This window comes from Alteromonas sp. MmMcT2-5, assembly GCF_022348315.1.
GTDB lineage: Bacteria > Pseudomonadota > Gammaproteobacteria > Enterobacterales > Alteromonadaceae > Alteromonas > Alteromonas macleodii.
Genome location: NZ_JAKRFB010000003.1, coordinates 79,916 through 98,758, shown reverse-complemented (window position 1 = coordinate 98,758; position 18,843 = coordinate 79,916). Strand labels below are relative to the sequence as shown.

The following is an 18,843-nucleotide window of genomic DNA, read 5'->3' as shown; positions in this document are numbered from 1 at the left end:
GGCCTGTTGACCTTTGATATACAGCGAAGCGTAATAGCCCCTAATAAATAGACCAATTGATGCGTTCGCTTAGCGATGTCAAAGCCGCCACACCTAGCTGAGAATTACCCACGCTATTAAGCGCTGGCGAAAATACGCATATTGAAAAGCGTCCTGGTACAACAGCCACTATGCCTCCACCTACGCCACTTTTACCCGGCAAGCCTACTTTAAAAGCAAAGCTCCCAGCTTCGTCATACATACCACTAGTCGCCAGAAGCGCGTTCACTTGTTTGGTTTGATAAGGCGTTAGCACCTTTTCATTTGCGCAAGTAGAAAAACCTGCGTTAGCGAGAAAGCTCGTTGAGCGCGCCAAGTCCTCACAACTCATTTCTAGCGCACAGTTGTGAAAGTAATTGCGAAGCACATCTTCCACTTCGTTTTCAAAATTTCCGTAGGCTTTCATCAAATATGCCATTGCTGCATTGCGAGAGCGGTGCTCGTATTCAGACTCCGCCACCACCTTATTTACCACGATATCGCCGTTACAGCTTAAGCGTCTTACGAAATCTCGCATGGCAATATAAGGGGAAGCGAACCGAGATTGCACCATATCACTAACCACCAGCGCACCGGCATTAATGAAGGGGTTGCGGGGAATACCGTTTTCATATTCCAACTGTACAAGAGAATTAAACGGCAGGCCGGATGGCTCGCATCCAACTCGCTCCCACATGGTTTCACCGTAGTGATTGATAGCTAAAACAAGATTAAAGACTTTTGAGATACTTTGAATAGAAAAAGGAACGCTCGCATCGCCTATCGACGTTATTTGACCGTTTGTATCGCAAATTGAAATGCCAAATTGCCGTGGATTAACCGTGGCCAACGCAGGGATGTAGTCGGCAACTTTTCCCATGCCCAACATGGGCTCAACTTCATCATAGATATCTTGAAGTAGTGCCAGCATTTCGTTTTTCATAGTTCCCCTTTCCTGCTTACCACAGATAAAAATAAAGCGCCTTGTTATAAAAACGCTGGCGCTTTAATTTCTATACAAACAATGTAGCGATTAGTTACAGCGCCAATCTTCCTTAAAGTCACACAAGCCATCATCATCTTCGTCTGACGTAAGCTCAATGTTGGTCGATACCTTTTCTGATACTTTATTTGAATCGGAATCGATTATTACTGGCTGTTTTTTATCGATAAAACTGAAGATTGTTTTTGCAATATCCGTGTTATCAATTTGCCCCATAAGCGATTGATAACCAGCGCCAAAAGCAAATACTTCAACATCTACACCAGTGTGACCGCCTGTTGTCCACCCCGTGTTTGTTTTGGTGTCTAAGAAGGTTTTTACTGCCATGAAGCGAGTTTCATCATCTTGGTTTGATACGCTATCTAGCGTGGCAAGCTCTTCTTCACTCAACGACAAGCCAAGCTTCTGCGCCACAAATTCGCCAGGGTTCTCTTCATTTGCCATCTCTAAAGCAATTGTCATTACCGAGGCTGACATAGACTTAAGATGTTCAGGGCTCCAGCGGTAGTCGCCGTTTGCGCCAATGGTTAAGCCACCTGTGCTGTGATCCGCCGTCAAAATAACCAAGGTGTCAGGATTCGTTTTTACATAATCTCGCAAATATTCCATGGTTTGCGCTAAGTCGTGCATCTCAGCCATGGCAGACGCGATATCGTTTGCGTGACCAGCCCAATCTACTTGACTTGCTTCAACGAGAAGAAAGAACCCATTGTCGTTTTCTAAGTGTTTAATAGCATGTTGAGTTAGGTACTCAAGACGATTTTTGCGCTTGTCATCTAATACCGCAGGCAGCGCTACTGGAGCAAACAGACCGAGAACATTACTTCCCGCAGGCACTGAAGCCAGACGGTTATATGAATCGGCATATTCGTAGCCAGCATCAATAAACTGCGCCAAAATATCTCTGTCATCGCGTTCAAAGTAAGACGTTCCACCGCCTAGCATCACGTCAGCGACAAACTTACCGTCCACGCGAACATCAAAGAAATCTTCAGCTATTTCGTTGTAGTTCTTACGGCTTTCGTTATGCGCAATGTATGACGCAGGTGTCGCATGAACAATTTGAGACGTTACTGCCAAACCAGTACGCATGCCTTTACTCTTAGCATGGTACATAACGGAGTTTACTGGTTGTTTATTTACATCAACACCAATTGCACCGTTGTATGACTTAACGCCAGTAGCAAGAGCGGTTGCAGCTGCGGCTGAATCGGTAACGTAACCAGATACTTGCGCAGGATACGTTGAAGCATTGCCCACTAAAATATCGTCAAACACAACCGATTCGATTTTCGGTGTTGACGGGTCATCTACATAATTACGATAAGCCGTGGTATAGGCAGGCCCCATACCGTCGGCTACAACCATTATTATATTTTTCGGTACACCTTTAGTTTGCGTACCGGTTGCACTTGCTGATTCGGTCATAGATTCAGTGATACCACAACCCGCAAGAACAGCAATAGACGCACAACTTAGTAGTGATGTGCGAACAAATTGTTTAATCATTTAAACTTCCCTGAGTAAGTAAGGTACCTACTGGCCTGGATACCCGCAGATACAACAATAACGACACTATCGCGAATGATTCTTTGGTGATCATAATGGTGTTAGCAAAGCGATAAGATGCAATAGTGTAAAGCAGGCTGGCAAGATGCTCAAAGCTTTTGGACAAAATAACGCAAGCATGAGATGACCAGATGGTCATCTCATTAAATTAGCAACTTTTAAGAAGGAAGCGACTACTTATTTTGTGATGAGAGGTATTCGCGCATGCGCTGTTGTGCCACGTCAACGAGCATGTCGGGCTGGAATTTGGAGATAAACCTGTTGCATCCAACTTTTTCTACCATGGCGTCGTTGAAGCTTCCGCTTAATGATGTGTTGAGTGCTATAAATAAATTGCTCATACGAGGATCGTTACGCACTTCGGAAGTAAGCCGATAGCCGTCCATTTCTGGCATTTCTGCGTCGGTAAACATTAGCAAAATTTCGTCGGTTGGATTCTTCCCCTCATCGGCCCACTTCGTCAGCAGCGCTAACGCTTCAGCGCCGTTTTTACGTTCGATGATTGTTATACCTAGCTGCTCTAACGTATCTTTAATCTGTTTTCTTGCTGTGCTTGAGTCATCTACTATCAACACTTTCTTGCCTAAGAAGTGGTTAACAATGTCTTTATCTAGCACTTCTTCAGAGATAGATGTGTCGTAATCGATGATTTCCGCGAGTACTTTTTCAACATCGATGATTTCTACCAGCTCTTGTTTACCCTCAACATTCACCTGAGTTATGGCGGTTAAATAATTGGATTTTCCAATGCCGCTAGGGGGGGGTTGAATGGTTCCCCACGATGTATTCACTATGTTTTTCACTTCACCAATAATGAAGCCCTGCACGCTTCTGTTATATTCAGTGATAATGACATTCTTCGCTGTTGCTTGCGTAGCTGCACCGCGCATTTTGATTGCCTGACGCAAGTCTATAATTGGAATGGAGCTTCCTCGGTAGTTCATCACGCCTTTCAGGTTGTGATGTGAACCCGGCATTATATTGAGCTTGGGTACGTTTATAACTTCTTTAATTTTAAAGACGTTCATGGCAAAAATGTGTCGCGTTCCCAGTTGAAACATCAAAAGCTCAAGCCTGTTTTCGCCAACAAGCTTGGTTCTTTGGTCAACTGACGACAATACACTACTACTCATAACACCCACTTTTCATATTATATATCAACAAGCTAAAACAAAAGCGCCCTCGTATCGGACAAGACTATTTAGCGTGAAGCTTTACGCCTAAATTTACCTTGCTCACACCGGCAAAGCTATTACCCTTTTAGCTAATAGACAGACGAAATAGTCAATACCAGCAAGCATTTGCAACCTACGTAAGTTATTTATTACCGACCACTTCTTGCCCCGCTGCTGCCCCATTGCCTTAAAACCACCAAACATAGGTGTCAAAGATTTACAGTATCTAGACTTCTCTCGGCGCCTGTCATTCACAAAATAAATGACCGCAATGCAAAATATATATTTCTATTATTCCAAATCCGGCACTAGGATGAAATGGAATCAACGGGAACGCCCTACAGCGTAAACATAAACAACGTTAAGTATTTTAATTATAGTCGGGAGAGACGCTCATGTCGCAATATCAACAAGACATTGATAACTTCGCCACATTAAAGGCAGCACAAAACGGAACTTGGGAAGGTATCAACCCAGAATTCGCTGCACGCATGAAGGTTCAAAACCGTTTTAAAACAGGTTTAGACATTGCTCGCTACACTGCAAGCATTATGCGCAAAGACATGGCTGAATACGACGCAGATTCGTCTCAGTACACACAGTCACTAGGCTGCTGGCATGGCTTCGTAGGCCAACAAAAAATGCTTTCAGTTAAAAAGCATCAAGGCACAACTAACAAAAGCTACCTTTACCTTTCAGGCTGGATGGTAGCAGCACTTCGCTCTGAATTTGGTCCTCTTCCTGACCAATCAATGCATGAAAAAACATCAGTGTCTGCGCTTATCGAAGAACTTTATACTTTCCTTCGCCAAGCAGATGCGCGTGAATTAGGCGACCTTTTCCACAAGCTAGACGACGCTAAGAAAAACGGTGGTGATGTAGCTGCGATTCAAGCTGAAATCGACAATTACGAAACTCACGTAGTTCCAATTATCGCAGATATCGATGCGGGCTTTGGTAACGAAGAAGCAACCTACCTACTTGCAAAGCAAATGATTGAAGCAGGTGCATGCTGTATCCAAATTGAGAACCAAGTATCGGACGCGAAGCAATGTGGTCACCAAGACGGTAAAGTAACCGTGCCACACGAAGACTTCCTAGCGAAGATCAATGCAGTACGCTATGCATTCCTTGAACTGGGTGTCGATGAAGGTGTAATTGTTGCACGTACTGACTCACTAGGTGCTGGTCTTACCCAGAAGATCCCAGTATCTACATCAGAAGGCGACCTAGCTGCTAAGTACAATGCGTTCCTTAAAACCACCGAAGTTGCGGGTGTTGAAGACCTAACTGAAGGTGATCTAGTGCTTAAACAAGGTGGCAAGCTGGTTAAACCTGAGCGCCTACCAAACGGCTTGTTCCGCTTTAAAGACAACACAGGTTTTGACCGTGTAGTACTTGACTGTGTAACGTCGCTTAAGCACGGTGCTGACTTGCTTTGGATTGAGACTGAAAAGCCTCACGTTGGCCAAATTGCTGAAATGGTTAACGCTATTCGCGAACAAGTACCAAATGCTAAGCTGGTTTATAACAATTCTCCATCGTTCAACTGGACGCTTAACTTCCGTCAGCAAGTATTTGATGCTTGGAGTGAAGAAGGTAAAGACGTTTCTGGCTACGACCGCGCGAAACTTATGTCTGCCGACTATGATGACAGCGAGCTAGCAGCTGCGGCCGACGAGAAGATTAAGAGCTTCCAGGCTGACGCAGCACGCGAAGCGGGTATTTTCCACCACCTTATCACGCTACCGACTTATCACACTGCAGCACTGTCTACTGACAACCTTGCAAAAGGTTACTTCGGTGAAGAAGGTATGCTTGCTTATGTACGCGGTGTTCAGCGTCAAGAAATTCGCCAAGGTCTAGCGTGCGTTAAGCACCAAGCGATGGCAGGTTCTGACCTAGGTGATACACACAAAGAGTACTTCTCTGGTGAAGGTGCACTTAAAGCGTCTGGTGAAGATAACACCATGAACCAGTTCGACGTATAACGCGAACAGGCAATGAGTTAAACGGAAAGTATCCCAACCTTTCCTACAGGGCACCTTCGGGTGCCCTTTTTTGTGCGCGTCATTCACTTCACTTATGCTTTTTGCATAAAACAAAAAAAGCCATATTTTTCTAAATTTCATAAAAAAACAATATACCAACTATATTTCAATACCTTATAGGTATAACGGCGGCCAATTTAAGACTAAACGCTTATCTGACATTGAAATAAAAAAGCTTTATAATAGCTATGTTTAATTAGGTTTAAAAAGAGCATTAGAATAATGAATATAGCGAAGGTCGACCTGAATTTATTGGTTTATTTAGATGTGCTGTTGCGCGAAGGAAGTGTAACGAAAGCTGCAAACCAGCTAAGCATTACTCAGCCAGCAATGAGTAACGGCCTGAAGCGCCTTCGCGATCTATTTAAAGATCCACTTTTAGTTCGTACCAGCGATGGGATGACCCCCACTAAGCGCGCGCTTGAACTACAACCCATTATTCGCGATGTGCTTAGTCGATTGGAAAGCTCTATTCAACCCGAGACTGATTTCGATCCGTTAACCAGCGACCGAACCTTCCGCATTATGACCAGTGACTATGCAGAGAGTACCTTGTTACTTGAACTTGTTGGAAGACTGGCGGATTTAGCGCCCAATATTACGCTTGACCTTATTACGCCGAGTGACGTGACGTTTCACGATGTCGAGCAAGGTAAAGTGGACATGGCAATTAACCGCTTCGATGAATTGCCTTTGTCGTTTCACCAAAAAGTTATCTGGTATGACACCTTTAGCTGCGTAATGAGTTCCGACCATCCGCTAGTAGAAAAATGCAACCTAGAAGGCTATTTGAGTGCCCAGCATATTTGGGTGAGTAAAACTGGGTTTGGCGTAGGTGTAGGTATTGACCCGAATGAAGTACAAAAATTGGGTTGGGTTGACGCAGAGCTTACAAAAATCGGAAAACAACGTGCTATTCGCGTATTTACTCGTCATTACCATGCAGCGCTTCAGATTGCGAAAAAGCAAAAACTTATTGCTACCTTACCAAGCAAAGCGGCGCGTTTATTCAAACACGACCCAGATGTGGTGATTAAAGAGCCACCTTTCGACATACCACCTATTGCGCTAAAAATGGCGTGGAGTGCCTTACTTCACCACGACGCAGGTCACATTTGGTTGCGCCGCTTAATCAGCGATGTAGCTAGCGAAATGAATGCGGGCTAAACATTCACAAAATATATGGCAGAAATACAAACCATAAATTAAAAAACTATCTCTATACACACTACACTGGGTGAACAGACAAATGTATAGAGGTAGTTATGCAAGGATATATTACTAGAGGCCGACTACAGGTTGCCGAACAACTCGATAACTTTATTAATGAACAGGCACTTCCTGGCACAGGCGTAGATAAAGACACCTTTTGGCAAGGTGCAGAAACCCTCTTCGAAAAATTCATTCCTCAAAATCGCGCACTATTAGAAAAGCGAGAACAGCTTCAGCGCGCTATCGACGATTATCATAAAGCTGGTAACCCGGTAAACGGAAACGAATATACCGACTTCCTAAAAAGCATTGGTTACCTTGTTGAGCAGCCGTCACAAGTAAGTGCACAAACACAAAATGTAGACGCCGAAATAGCAACAATGGCAGGCCCTCAGCTAGTCGTGCCAATCAACAACGCTCGCTATGCACTTAACGCGGTAAATGCCCGTTGGGGTAGCCTTTACGACGCACTATACGGCACTGATGTCATCAGCAATGAAGGTGGAGCAGAAGCGGGAAAAAGCTACAACCCCGTACGCGGCGCCAAAGTAGTTGCGAAAGCGAAAGACTATCTAGATAGCATGATACCCCTTGCGAAAGGCAGCCACGCTGACGTTACTGAGTATAAGATTGAATCGGGTAAATTGGCGATCACTCTTGCCGACGGCGATGAAACCACCTTAGCAAACACAGAGCAATGGCAAGGATACCAAGGTGACATTAGCGCACCGTCAAGCCTGCTATTTGCACACAACGGTCTGCATTTTGAAATTCAACTAGACCCGACTCATCCTATTGGCGAGAGCGATGCCGCAAACGTAAAAGACGTACTGGTTGAAGCTGCATTAACCACCATTATGGACTGCGAAGATTCCGTTGCTGCTGTTGACGCTGAAGACAAAACCTTGGTGTATAGCAACTGGTTAGGCTTAATGAAAGGCTCTCTAAGCATTGAAATGACAAAGGGCGGCAAGCAGCTTGTTCGCGCTATGCATGACGATAGAAGCTACCAGCCGTCTAAACACGCTTCACAAGACAAGCTAAAAGACGGCGAACTAGTACTTTCTGGTCGAAGCCTTATGTTTGTTAGAAACGTGGGCCACCTTATGACTAACAATGCCATGCTCTTTGACGGCGAAGAAGTGCCAGAGGGGATCATGGACGGTTTAGTCACTTCACTTATCGCAAAGCATGATCTTTTAGGAAACAGCAAATTTAAAAACAGCCGCGAAGGCAGTATTTATATTGTTAAACCTAAAATGCACGGGCCAGAAGAAGTGGCATTCTCTAACGCATTGTTTGGTGCTATCGAAGCGATTATCGATGTTCCAGCTAACACCCTTAAAATGGGCATAATGGATGAAGAGCGCCGTACGAGTATTAATCTACAAGCTTGTATTGCAGAGGCTACTTCACGCGTTGTGTTCATTAACACGGGTTTCTTAGACAGAACTGGTGATGAAATTCATACCTCAATGCTTGCCGGCCCTTTTGCAGAAAAAGCCGCGCTCAAGTCTATGGCGTGGATTAAGGCTTATGAAACTGCAAACGTTGCAGTAGGCCTTCGTTGTGGTCTTTCTGGCAAAGCGCAAATTGGTAAGGGCATGTGGCCAATACCTGACGAAATGCAAAATATGATGACCGCCAAAATAGGTCACCCTAAGGCTGGCGCTAATACTGCTTGGGTTCCCTCACCTACTGCAGCAACACTGCACGCGCTTCATTACCACGATGTAAATGTGTTTGACGTTCAAAAGTCGCTAGATGAAAACTTTAGTGGCCTTGCTGACATACTTACCATTCCATTGTTAGAAGATGCCTCTACTCTGACGCGTGAAAGTATTAAGCGTGAAATCGACAATAATGTTCAGGGCATTTTAGGCTACGTTGTACGCTGGGTTCACCAAGGCGTAGGCTGCTCGAAAGTTCCTGACATCAACAATGTAGGCTTGATGGAAGACCGCGCGACGTTGCGTATTTCATCTCAGCATATCGCTAACTGGCTAGAGCACGGCATTGTAAGTGTAGATCAGGTAAAAGAGTCTTTGGCTCGTATGGCTGTCTTAGTAGATGAGCAAAATGCGGGGGATCCTGAGTATATCCCTATGGCACCTGATTTAGACAGCTCAATTGGCTTCTTAGCCGCAAGCGATCTAATCTTCAAAGGTAAAGAGCAGCCTAGCGGTTACACAGAACCTTTACTGCACGCCCGTCGCCGCGAAATGAAGGCAAAACTTGCGACGAGCTAGCACAAAATATGAGGGCTAAGAATTGGAAACTAAAAGCTATATTCCAAACGGTAAAATATCAAAGAATTAGCTAGCTAGTTTCAAGCCTCATCAGACGCATTTGAATAAGGCTCACTCTGTTAGTAAACAGCAGTGAGCCTTTTTATTTATTGCTGGTGTATTACTAATGCGTTTGCATTTATTGTCGCGACACGTGAAATCAATTCGCAAACACACTCAAAGCGAATTGTGTAGCAATATGGCAACACTTTAGACTAAAGATATCGCTTATCTCCCCCTTGATACTTTGCTGATAATGCATGAGTAAACTACGCTTTTATAGTGTGGGGCGCAGCGTTTGTTATTCCGTTGGAACTAGACACTTAGCGTAAAGCCTCCTTAGTTTGGAGTATGCACATGCAGATAGCCTCGGCAGCAATACCGAATAATTTATTACAGGCGAACGTCACGCAAATTGTGCCCATCTTTTCAGGTGGAGGAACAAGATTGAGCGCCCATATCGGCATCATTAAAGCGCTGCAGGACATGAACGTAGGCTTCGACACTTTAGTGGGTGTATCAGGTGGCTCGATTATCGCTTCGCTTTATGCCAAAGGTTACACAGTGGAGCAAATGCGAGAGCTCGCACTGGTTACTGATTTCAAGCAATTCACTGAATTTTCACTCGTAAGATTACTCCGGGAAGGCGGGCTGTCTTCTGGCGACGTATTTCAGCGATGGATTGACGAACAATTGGAAGGCGCAGTGTTTGCCGACCTCCCGCTCAATCTGCATATTCTCGCTACCGACGTAAACGGCGGCGGACCAGTTTTGTTCAACAAACAAACCTCTCCAGATATGAAGGTGTCAGAAGCAGTGCGGTATTCTATGTCGATACCGCTCATCTTCTCGTTTAAACCGTTTAAAGAGCACTTGCTAGTAGACGGCGCTATATTGTCTGAAGATGCGCTGTTTGAAGATTGGCGAGGCGATGGCACGCCATCAGTATGCTTCAGACTGCAAAGCACCGAACAAAAACGTAAAGCCATTAAAAAGAACTTACTTCAACTGCCGCAATACGTCAGCATGCTTATTCGCACGTTTATGACGGCAATATCCAGGGAGTACGTCAATGCGAAGTATTGGCACAATACGGTGGTGGTGAATACCGGGGAGATTTCCGCGGTAGATTTTTCGCTTACACCTGAAATTAAGAACACACTTTTTGAGCTCGGTTATGCAACCACGAAAGAGTTCTTGCCCAAAAAGTGTGCGGGATTTATGAGAAGCAGTGCACTTTAACGGTTTCAGAAAGTAATTATAAGTCGCTAGCGCTTACACTTTATAAAAGTCACGATACCAGTCGACAAACGCTTTTACGCCTGTTTCAACATCGGTAGATGGCTGGTACCCAGTATCTTCAACGAGCGACGACACATCAGCATAGGTGTCAGGCACATCGCCTGGCTGCATAGGAAGAAGTTCTTTCTTCGCCTCAATACCCAATGCACTCTCAAGGGTTTCAATAAACTTCAAAAGGTGCACTGGTGTCTGCGCACCAATATTGTATACCTTATAGGGCGCCTTACTCGTACTTGGATCTGGATTGCCGCCGTCCCAATTCTCATTAGGTTTAGCCACATTATCCAATGAGCGAATTACGCCTTCAACGATATCATCGATATAAGTGAAGTCACGACGGTGGTTACCATAGTTGTAAACCTGTATTGTTTTACCTTCCAAAATAGCCTTAGTGAACTTGAAAAGCGCCATGTCTGGACGGCCCCAAGGCCCGTAAACAGTGAAAAAGCGCAGCCCCGTTGTAGGCAAGTTATACAAGTGACTATAAGTATGAGCCATTAGCTCGTTAGCTTTTTTAGAAGCCGCATACAAGCTAACTTGATGATCTACGTTATGCTGTTCTGAAAACGGCATAGTCTCATTCGCACCGTAGACTGAGCTAGATGACGCGTACACCAAATGCTCGACTTTATTATGGCGACACCCTTCTAGAATATTCACAAAGCCAACAATATTTGAGTCGACGTAAGCGTTAGGATTTTCAAGTGAATAACGCACACCAGCTTGAGCAGCCAAATGCACCACTCTATCAAATTTGTGCTCTTCAAAAAGCGCAGCCATTTTGTCGCGCTCCTCTACCCCCATCTCGATAAATGAAAATAAATCAGCAGCAGTAGATGATTTAATCTCGTCTAGACGAGCATGTTTTAAATTCACATCGTAATAATCGTTAATGTTGTCAATCCCGACAACATGGTCACCACGATTGATAAGGTATTGCGATACAGCTGCACCAATGAAACCAGCTGCTCCGGTGACTAAGATTTTCATTTACTATTCCTGTTCAATTACTTTCCACTTTCGATAAAGCACGATTTAATAAAGCGATAACGTGTTTTACAGGTATTGCGTAGGAAATACCTGAAGGGTTAGTGAGAGCACTTTCTTTACCGTCTCTAACATACACTTTATTTATTACAGCAATAATCTCGCCAGTTTTTTGGTTTACCACAGGACTGCCTGAATTGCCGGGAAAAGCGGTTATGTCTAATTGATAAATTAGTTCTGGATTTTTTAAACGCCTTAGTTGGTTACTTGTTAATGCTCTAGCGTCATTGGCAGGCATAAAGTCGGGTGTTAACGCAGCGATTATTCCCCTGTGAACGGCAGGATACAAACCAAGGGCTGCGCCAAGGGGATAACCAAATATGGCAATGTCAGTGCCCGCTGGTTGCAAGTCCTCGTCTGCTAGAACAAGAGGAGACATCGCCTCACTTGTGGCGAAGAGCGCCAGGTCGTGTTCTATATCAATTTCCATTAATTGAAGTTTTTGGAAAGAAAAGCCCCCGTCAGTAGGCAGCATCGCTACATAATATTCTACTATTGTAGGATCCAATTCTTGCTCAACAACGTGGTAATTTGTAACAACATAGTGTCCATCGTGTACCACAAAGCCAGTTCCTTTTATTGAAGGGGCATTGCTTTTAATAGGACTGTGAAGTGCGATGGCAACGGTAGACGCTGTAACGCGTTTAGTGAGAGATACTAGATCTTCCGCAAACACTGGGGCCTTTAAAACTGTATAAATTAAAAGAAAAATCACTGAACATATTGTTTTAGAGCTATTTTGTGTAAGCATATAGAAGTATATTGTTATAAAAATAAGAACTTGCAACGAGGTATTGTTGCTCATGAAGCGCTAGAGAGCCGAAAAAAATAATACGTACATGAACGTATATTTACAAACTATACTTACTCTAGCTGAATACAATATAAAAACATCATTGCCTAAACAGCATCAATGGTCGTAGTCTCTAAGACAGGTAGAAAGTGTTATGCAAAAAGGAAAGTTGGTACAAAAGGTACAGAATATTTTTGGTGCCAATAGTCGAGTAACTAAAGCACTTAAGGGATATCAAAAACTACAAGAAGTTAAAGAGATATCTCACCACTTTTCTACTTACTTAGTGCCAAAGATAGCGCATGACGAGGCTCTGAAAAATGAATCATTCAAAATTAGGTATCAAGTATATTGTACAGAAGAAGGTTTTGAACCACCTAATCCTTTAGAAATAGAAAGTGATGAATTCGATGCTTATTCGGTGTGTTGTTTAATCGAACATGTACAAAACCAGAGATTCGCGGGTACTGTTCGAATGGTTCGCCCCAATACAGAAAATCAACTTCTTCCCATAGAAAAGTACTGTTGTGATTCGATTACAAATAGCGCACTTGATCCTAGAAACTTCCCCCGCCATGAGATTTGTGAAATTTCTCGACTTGCAGTACCAAATGAGTTCCGTCGAAGACAGATGGATAAATTCGATGGTGCTGCAATTGGTGCTATCAATCCAGAAAGTTATTCTGAAACAGAGTTACGTTGCTTCCCTTTCATTGCGATAGGACTATATCTTGCTGCCGCAGCAGTCTCAGTTAACTCAGGTGTTAAACATAACTATGTAATGATGGAGCCAAGGCTTGCTCGGTCAATGCGTTTTATTGGAATACGCTTTGAACAGATTGGACCGATCGTAGATTACCATGGTAAGAGGGCCGCCTATCACATCACGCCGGAAATGCTTCACAAAAACCTCCCTAAAGGGTTTTCAATAATGTATAAAAACATAAAACATACATTAAGATCACAACAAGGATGATGCCGTTGAGCTCTTTCGCAACTATGACTTTGAGCTGTCAGCATAATTTACACCGCGAAAATGGAATAATTAATTTTCATTACTTATCAACAACTTAAAAGTTGGCACGCATAGTGCTTTAACCAAGTGACTTCAAGAAATCGCTGCAAACATAACGGAGAGCGGAAATGAAAAAGTTACTTCTTACAACAATGATGGCTGCTGGTTTAGCGCTTAGTGGACAAGCAGCAGCGACACCTTTTTACTTAGACTTATCTGACGATTCAGTAGTTAACCCTCGCGGTGCAATCGATGGTTTAGGTCTTCAATACGACTCAGTTTCTGAAGTAAATACAGCGACTGGAGATATTGTGTCTCGCGGTGGTATTGGCCTAATCGGCTATACCTTTAACGGTTCAATGGCTGGATTTACTGATCTGTCTGACCTTGTGCTTTCTGACGATGGCGCTATTGCGAACACGTTTACTTACGACCCTGAGCCAAACAATCTTGGCGTGGACGGTTCAACTCTCCCTACTGTCGTAGTTACTGCACTTACATTTGATTTCGAATTAGACGGTATCCTTAACCCAGGTGGTGACTCTGTTACTTACACTGGCGGTGTTCTAGATATCTACTCTTATCAATACAGCTATGACTTCTTTACTCCTGATGTTGTTACTGTTGATAATGGTAGTGCAGAGTTGTTAGTACAAAGCGAGTTCAGCACAAGCTCAATTAACCTTGGTGAGCAAGTTATCGAGTCGCTAATTACTGAAGTTAGCCTTACTCCAGCTGGTCAAGAAGTTTTCTACTTCCAAGACAGTTCAGGTAACTTCGTATCTTTCCAAGATTACATTACTGCAACGCTAACTGACATCCTACTTTATGCTTCACAAACAGTTACTGTTGGTGAGTTAGCAGATAACATCGCTAACCCAATCGACTCAGATGGTGACACAGTGCTTATCAGCGATAACCACGCTGTTACTGTAGAGTTCCGTGTACCTGAGCCATCAACAGTTGCAGTTTTGAGCCTAGGCCTTATCAGCATGTTCGGTTTCTCACGTCGTCGTAGAAAATAATATCGACACGGATACAAGCAAAAGACTTAAAGAGCTGCCTTAAATAGGCAGCTTTTTTTTTGCTCTTTTCTTATCAGAGTGATACAGAATTGCCTTAGAAAAAGTCCTTGAATAGCTTGTAAATTATCTGGAATACGTTACCTTAGCTAGGTTAAGCAATAAGGAAGCTAATGTGAAAAATTATTCTAAATTGTCAGTAGCCATGCTGTTATGCTTGTTGTCTGCGTGTAGCGACAACTCTCCAGAAAAGCGTCTGGCTGACGCAGAATTAATGCTTGAAAAAGGGCAATTACAAGAAGCGTCAGTTACCCTCAAAAATGTAATAAAAGACGACCCTTCGCTTTTAAAGGCAAGAGAAATGTTAGGTTTAACATATCTCCAACAAGGCCTATACCTTGCAGCGCAAAAAGAATTACTACGCGCACAGAGCGTATTAAGTGATGAAAGCAAAGTCGCATTAGCAGAGACCCATCTTTGGCTTGAAGAATACGAGAGCATCAAAGACCTTAGTGTTGATAACGAAGGCCAAACTAAAGATAAGTTAGAAATATACCAAGCAATTGCTCTGTTTCGAGCACAAAGCCCGACAAGTGCGATATCAGCATTTGAAAAGTTAGAGGCTTCACCTTTTGAAGATATTGCATCTCTTGCGAAAGCTTACAACGCTACGATAAGAGAGAAACCTGCTGCAGCTTTAAAGGTATTGGTTGACAATGCAGCACAAATAGAAGACTCGCCGCTAGCGCTTCAGTTAAAATTTACCCTAGAAAACTTTGTTAATGATTGGTCGAGTGCTATTGATACCAGTAAAAAATTGCTTTCTTTAAGGCCCGCTGATTATAAGGTAAAAACCCAACTAGCAACGGTTTTAATAAACGCTGGTGAATTCGAAGAAGCAAAACCTGTTGTTGAACAACTTTTACGTCTGAGTCCTGAGCAAGCCTATTTTAACCAGTTAAAGGGTACCTTGTTGGTTTCTGAAAAGGACTATGAGGGCGCAATTCTTTACCTAGATAAAGCAATAAAAAATGGACGCTCAAACCAAATTACTCGGTTATTTTCCGCCATATCTCATTATCAACTGGGAAATTTTGAGCAGGCATATCAGAACCTTTCAGTCATCATTGACACATTGCCTAAAGATCATTACGCCAAAAGACTTTATACGAGCATTCAACTGAAATTAGGCTACGTTCAGGACGGTATTGATACAATTAATACAATGTCCGATCTTGGACAGGACGATCTATTGTACATCGTTGAAACATCTAGATTACTTGTTCAAAAGAACGAGCTTGACGAGGCAAAACGCTTGATTGGCAAAATTGAGTCGGACCAAATTTCGGACTCCAAGATGCTTCAAAACATCGGTTTGTTGAAACTTATTACTGGCAAGGAAGGTCTTTCCGAGCTAGAGCGAAACCTAGATATATCACCTGAATCTGAAAACAGTTTCTACCTGCTATTAGTGGCCTATGTTGAAAATAAGGCCTACGACAAAGCCTACGAGCTTATAGATTCGCGCTTAACAGGTGAAGAGAATAAAATTGAGCGATTGAATGCAACAGGTTTTGTTCAACAGACAGCCGGAGACATTGAGTCTGCGCAACAAACCTATCAAAAACTAAAAGATATAGACCCCAAAAACCTTGAAGCGGCCCTATTTTTCATAGAGCAGTCAATAAAAAATGGAGAGCTTGAAAAAGCATCGAAACAGCTTTCAAGTGCTATTGATAACTATCCTTTGAGCACTCGCCTGTTAATACGCTCTTTCCAAGTGGCTCAGCGCTTAGGAAATATCAAACCAGCCATTAAACAATTGAAAGAAGCTCAAGGGAAATCGAAAGAACCAAAATACGCTCTCCTTTATGCCGCTGCGCTTTCTTTAGATAATCAATTCAAAACTGTAGTGGATTACCTTTCGGAAAATCAACAAAAGCTAAAAGATACCCCTAAATATTGGATGTTGCTGGGTAATGCCTATGCAAAACAGTCTAATTACAAGGATGCGCGAAAGGCATTCACTGAATGGAGAAAACTGGAGCCTTCTCAAAATTCGTTTGTACAGAGTATACAAATTGAAGAAATTGAACGTGACTACCTCAAGGCGGAACAGGTTATCGAGGAAGCGCGCAGAAACCTTGGTAAGAATACAACCATTGAGCTGCTGGCTGCTAGGTTAAAGTTACTTCAAGGCAAAAACAAAGACGCAAGTAAAGCTTATAACGCACTTCCTGACGAAGCGAAAAAGTCGTTAATTGGTCAGGTAGTAAAAGGACGCTTAGCTATTACTGAAGGTAATTACCAGTCTGCAATATCCACACTAGAGCCGTTGTACGAAGACGCGCCATCTAGTGAGTTAGCACTGCTGCTACTTACTTCATATGTGCAGTTAGAGCAGCACGAACAGATACTTAGCTTTGCAAAAGCACACCTTGAAAGAGCGCAAAGTGACAACAAAGTCCGTCTTCTCTTTGCCAATTATCTTCTTGAGCGTGAACCAGTACTTGCAATCGAACAGTATACGTATCTTGTTGATAACGTGAAGAAAGAGAGCCCACTCGTGTTAAACAACCTTGCTTGGTTGCTTAATCAAAATGGTTCACCATCTAAAGCTTTAAAGCTCATTGAGAGAGCTAACGAGCTCGTTCCAAACAACCCCAACATCTTATCCACTTACGGAGCTGTACTCTCCTCTTTATCAAAACACGAAGCTGCAATAGAGAAAGCAAAGGAAGCATTCGTGATAAGTAAAGAAAATGTCTCTATCGGCATAGAATACGTTAGAGCTTTAGCGAGGGGCGGAAGAAAAATTGATGCACAACGAGTAGCGTCGACTATTATTCCAGTAACCGCTGCGCAAGAAACGCAGCTCAATCAAGTGAAACAACAATTCCAACTTTAGGAATAACCTGGGGCTCGACAATTATGTTTGATTACAATGATGCTTTCTCAAGGAATATTGGTTGGGTAACGGAAGAAGAACAACTAAAACTCAAAAATAGCAAGGTTGCCATTGGTGGCTTGGGCGGTGTTGGTGGCGATCACGCTATTGTTTGTGCTCGTATGGGGATAGGCAATTTTAACATCTCAGATCTTGACGCTTACGACTATGCCAACTTCAACCGCCAAGCTGGTGCGTTTGTTTCAACAATCGGTAAAGAAAAATCTGAGGTGATGGAAAACACCCTGAAGGATATTAATCCAGAAGCGACAATTAGGAATTTTAAGAGCGGTATAACTCTCGAAAACCTTGACGAATTTCTTGATGGTGTGGATGTTTACATAGATAGCTTAGATATATTTGCACTCGAAATCCGCAGGCAGGTTTTCCGACGCTGCTACGAATTGGGGATTCCTACTATAACTGCAGCCCCGATGGGAATGGGCACAGCAATGTTGTGCTTCAAACCGGGTGAAATGTCTTTTGATGACTATTTTGCTATGGTTGATGCTCCTTCGAACGCCAGTGAACAGGAAAAAGAAGAGTATTTTGAAAATAATATTGTACGGTTTGTGATTGGCGTTTCGCCGTCAGTTCAACAGCGACATTATTTAGTTAAGAACTCCTCTGTCAACTTCATGAAAAAGAAAGTCCCTTCCACCTGCATGGGGATTTCATTGGCCGCGGGGGTTCTCTGTACCAATGTATTAAAACTACTGTTAGGTCGTGGAAAGGTCGTTTGTGCTCCTAGAGGACTGCACTTCGATGCTTATAGAAATAATCTAATTAAAACTTGGCGTCCTTGGGGAAATAAAAACCCGCTTCAGAAATATATGTTCAAAAAAGTCAAACAAATATTAGAAGATAGCAAAGAAGACTAAGAATGTCTGAGACAATAAAACTTATCAAATCGGACATAAAGCAAAAAAAGCAGATATTTCTGAACGATGGTGCGAGTATATCAACGTTCCGCACTTTGCTTACTGATGGCACGAGCGCTAATATTTTGTATAGATTAGCTTTTCGTTGCGCGCAATCGAAATTACTCACTCCTTTTGCATTAATTCTGTCTCACATCAACCGAGTATACAATGGTTGCGTGATAGGCGTGAACGCAAACTTTGGCCCAGGATTCGTGATTATGCACCCCATAGGGGTTGTAGTTAACTCAAAGGTCGTTGGGGGTAAAAATATAACGCTTGAAAGTGGCGTGGTAATTGGTGATGAAAAAGGAAAGTCTCCAACTCTGGGGGATAATATTTTTTTTGGAGCCGGCGCTAAAGCTTTCGGCGGTATCAGTATTGGAACTGATGTGAAAATTGGCGCAAATGCTGTAGTAGTCAAGGATATCCCTTCAAACTCTACTGCATTAGGGATCCCAGCAACTGTTAAGTAAATAAT

At 43.0% G+C, this 18,843-nt stretch carries 14 protein-coding genes; 9 read left to right on the top strand and 5 right to left on the bottom strand.

Going from position 1 to position 18,843, the window contains the following annotated elements; genetic code table 11:
- Positions 1 to 40 precede the first annotated feature (40 nt).
- The 3 genes from glsB to MHN09_RS03940 form a co-directional block, all read right to left on the bottom strand.
- Positions 41 to 949: a glutaminase B gene (gene glsB / locus MHN09_RS03950; protein ID WP_014950204.1), complete on the bottom strand. Its 909-nt coding sequence runs from the start codon at positions 947 to 949 to the stop codon at positions 41 to 43.
- Positions 950 to 1,051: 102 nt separating this feature from the next.
- Entirely contained in the window at positions 1,052 to 2,530 is a 1,479-nt protein-coding gene (locus MHN09_RS03945; RefSeq protein WP_014950205.1) for an alkaline phosphatase, read from the bottom strand.
- Between the two features lie 233 nt (positions 2,531 to 2,763).
- On the bottom strand, positions 2,764 to 3,723 hold the full coding sequence (locus tag MHN09_RS03940) for a chemotaxis protein CheV (RefSeq protein ID WP_239239245.1): 960 nt from the start codon (positions 3,721 to 3,723) through the stop codon (positions 2,764 to 2,766).
- 437 nt (positions 3,724 to 4,160) lie between these two features.
- Here MHN09_RS03940 and MHN09_RS03935 point away from each other — a divergent pair, with 437 nt between their 5' ends.
- The 4 genes from MHN09_RS03935 (at position 4,161) to MHN09_RS03920 (ending at position 10,558) form a co-directional block, all read left to right on the top strand.
- Positions 4,161 to 5,756 (top strand): isocitrate lyase, encoded by a 1,596-nt coding sequence (locus tag MHN09_RS03935; RefSeq protein WP_239218872.1) that lies wholly within the window; start codon positions 4,161 to 4,163, stop codon positions 5,754 to 5,756.
- A 282-nt stretch (positions 5,757 to 6,038) separates the two neighbouring features.
- Positions 6,039 to 6,983, top strand: coding sequence for a LysR family transcriptional regulator (locus tag MHN09_RS03930; protein ID WP_014950208.1), 945 nt, complete (start codon positions 6,039 to 6,041; stop codon positions 6,981 to 6,983).
- A 98-nt stretch (positions 6,984 to 7,081) separates the two neighbouring features.
- Positions 7,082 to 9,277, top strand: a complete 2,196-nt coding sequence (locus MHN09_RS03925; RefSeq protein ID WP_239239243.1) for a malate synthase G — start codon at positions 7,082 to 7,084, stop codon at positions 9,275 to 9,277.
- 396 nt (positions 9,278 to 9,673) lie between these two features.
- Positions 9,674 to 10,558: a patatin-like phospholipase family protein gene (locus MHN09_RS03920; RefSeq protein WP_014977059.1), complete on the top strand. Its 885-nt coding sequence runs from the start codon at positions 9,674 to 9,676 to the stop codon at positions 10,556 to 10,558.
- Positions 10,559 to 10,591: 33 nt separating this feature from the next.
- Here MHN09_RS03920 and MHN09_RS03915 read toward each other — a convergent pair whose 3' ends face one another.
- Together MHN09_RS03915 and MHN09_RS03910 are read right to left on the bottom strand one after the other, a co-directional pair.
- Complete coding sequence (locus MHN09_RS03915; protein ID WP_239239241.1) at positions 10,592 to 11,608, bottom strand: NAD-dependent epimerase; 1,017 nt, start codon at positions 11,606 to 11,608, stop codon at positions 10,592 to 10,594.
- A 13-nt stretch (positions 11,609 to 11,621) separates the two neighbouring features.
- Positions 11,622 to 12,341, bottom strand: a complete 720-nt coding sequence (locus MHN09_RS03910) for a serine protease (RefSeq protein WP_157187955.1) — start codon at positions 12,339 to 12,341, stop codon at positions 11,622 to 11,624.
- A gap of 271 nt (positions 12,342 to 12,612) precedes the next feature.
- Between MHN09_RS03910 and MHN09_RS03905 the strand changes: the two genes are divergently transcribed.
- The 5 genes from MHN09_RS03905 to MHN09_RS21385 all read left to right on the top strand — a co-directional run bounded on the left by MHN09_RS03905 (position 12,613) and on the right by MHN09_RS21385 (position 18,838).
- Positions 12,613 to 13,434: a PEP-CTERM/exosortase system-associated acyltransferase gene (locus tag MHN09_RS03905; RefSeq protein WP_239239239.1), complete on the top strand. Its 822-nt coding sequence runs from the start codon at positions 12,613 to 12,615 to the stop codon at positions 13,432 to 13,434.
- Positions 13,435 to 13,601: 167 nt separating this feature from the next.
- Entirely contained in the window at positions 13,602 to 14,498 is an 897-nt protein-coding gene (locus MHN09_RS03900) for a PEP-CTERM sorting domain-containing protein (RefSeq protein WP_239239237.1), read from the top strand.
- 172 nt (positions 14,499 to 14,670) lie between these two features.
- Entirely contained in the window at positions 14,671 to 17,403 is a 2,733-nt protein-coding gene (gene prsT / locus MHN09_RS03895; protein ID WP_239239235.1) for an XrtA/PEP-CTERM system TPR-repeat protein PrsT, read from the top strand.
- Positions 17,404 to 17,426: 23 nt separating this feature from the next.
- A complete protein-coding gene (locus MHN09_RS03890; RefSeq protein ID WP_239239234.1) occupies positions 17,427 to 18,323 on the top strand; it encodes a ThiF family adenylyltransferase in 897 nt (298 codons plus the stop codon).
- Between the two features lie 2 nt (positions 18,324 to 18,325).
- Complete coding sequence (locus MHN09_RS21385) at positions 18,326 to 18,838, top strand: serine acetyltransferase (protein ID WP_014999091.1); 513 nt, start codon at positions 18,326 to 18,328, stop codon at positions 18,836 to 18,838.
- Positions 18,839 to 18,843 lie beyond the last annotated feature (5 nt).